This window comes from Polaribacter sargassicola, from assembly GCF_021991835.1.
In the GTDB taxonomy this organism is placed as follows: domain Bacteria; phylum Bacteroidota; class Bacteroidia; order Flavobacteriales; family Flavobacteriaceae; genus Polaribacter; species Polaribacter sargassicola.
This window is the reverse complement of sequence record NZ_JAHDAU010000140.1, coordinates 1-315: the sequence shown is the minus strand read 5'-3', so window position 1 is coordinate 315 and position 315 is coordinate 1. Positions and strand designations below refer to the sequence as shown.

The window sequence follows — 315 nt, the reverse complement described above, 5'->3', positions numbered from 1 at the left end:
CCTGGATGCTGCCGGAGTGCGTGTAGATGTCGGGAGCCTTGCCTGCTGCCTGCGCCGCCTTCATCTTCTGGTCCCACGCGTCGGCCGGCACCTCGGTGTCGACGACCTTGATCTTGTCCTGCGAGGCGTTGAACTTCTTGACGATGTCCTTGTACCAGGCGTTCTCCACCGGGGTGAAGGTGCGGTGCCAGAACTGCACCGTGGTGGCGCCGCCGCTGCTGCCGTCGCCGTCGCCGGCTCCCTGGCCGGGAGTGCTCGAACCGCAGCCGGCGAGAAGGCCGACCGCTGTGACCGCACCGAGGGCGGAGAGGATCA

The 315-nt window shown here is 67.6% G+C and carries 1 protein-coding gene; it reads right to left on the bottom strand.

Features of this window, described 5'->3' with window-relative positions; translation table 11 throughout:
- On the bottom strand, window positions 1-315 hold a 315-nt coding region (locus tag KI686_RS17560; RefSeq protein WP_237590359.1), incomplete at both ends, for a type 2 periplasmic-binding domain-containing protein.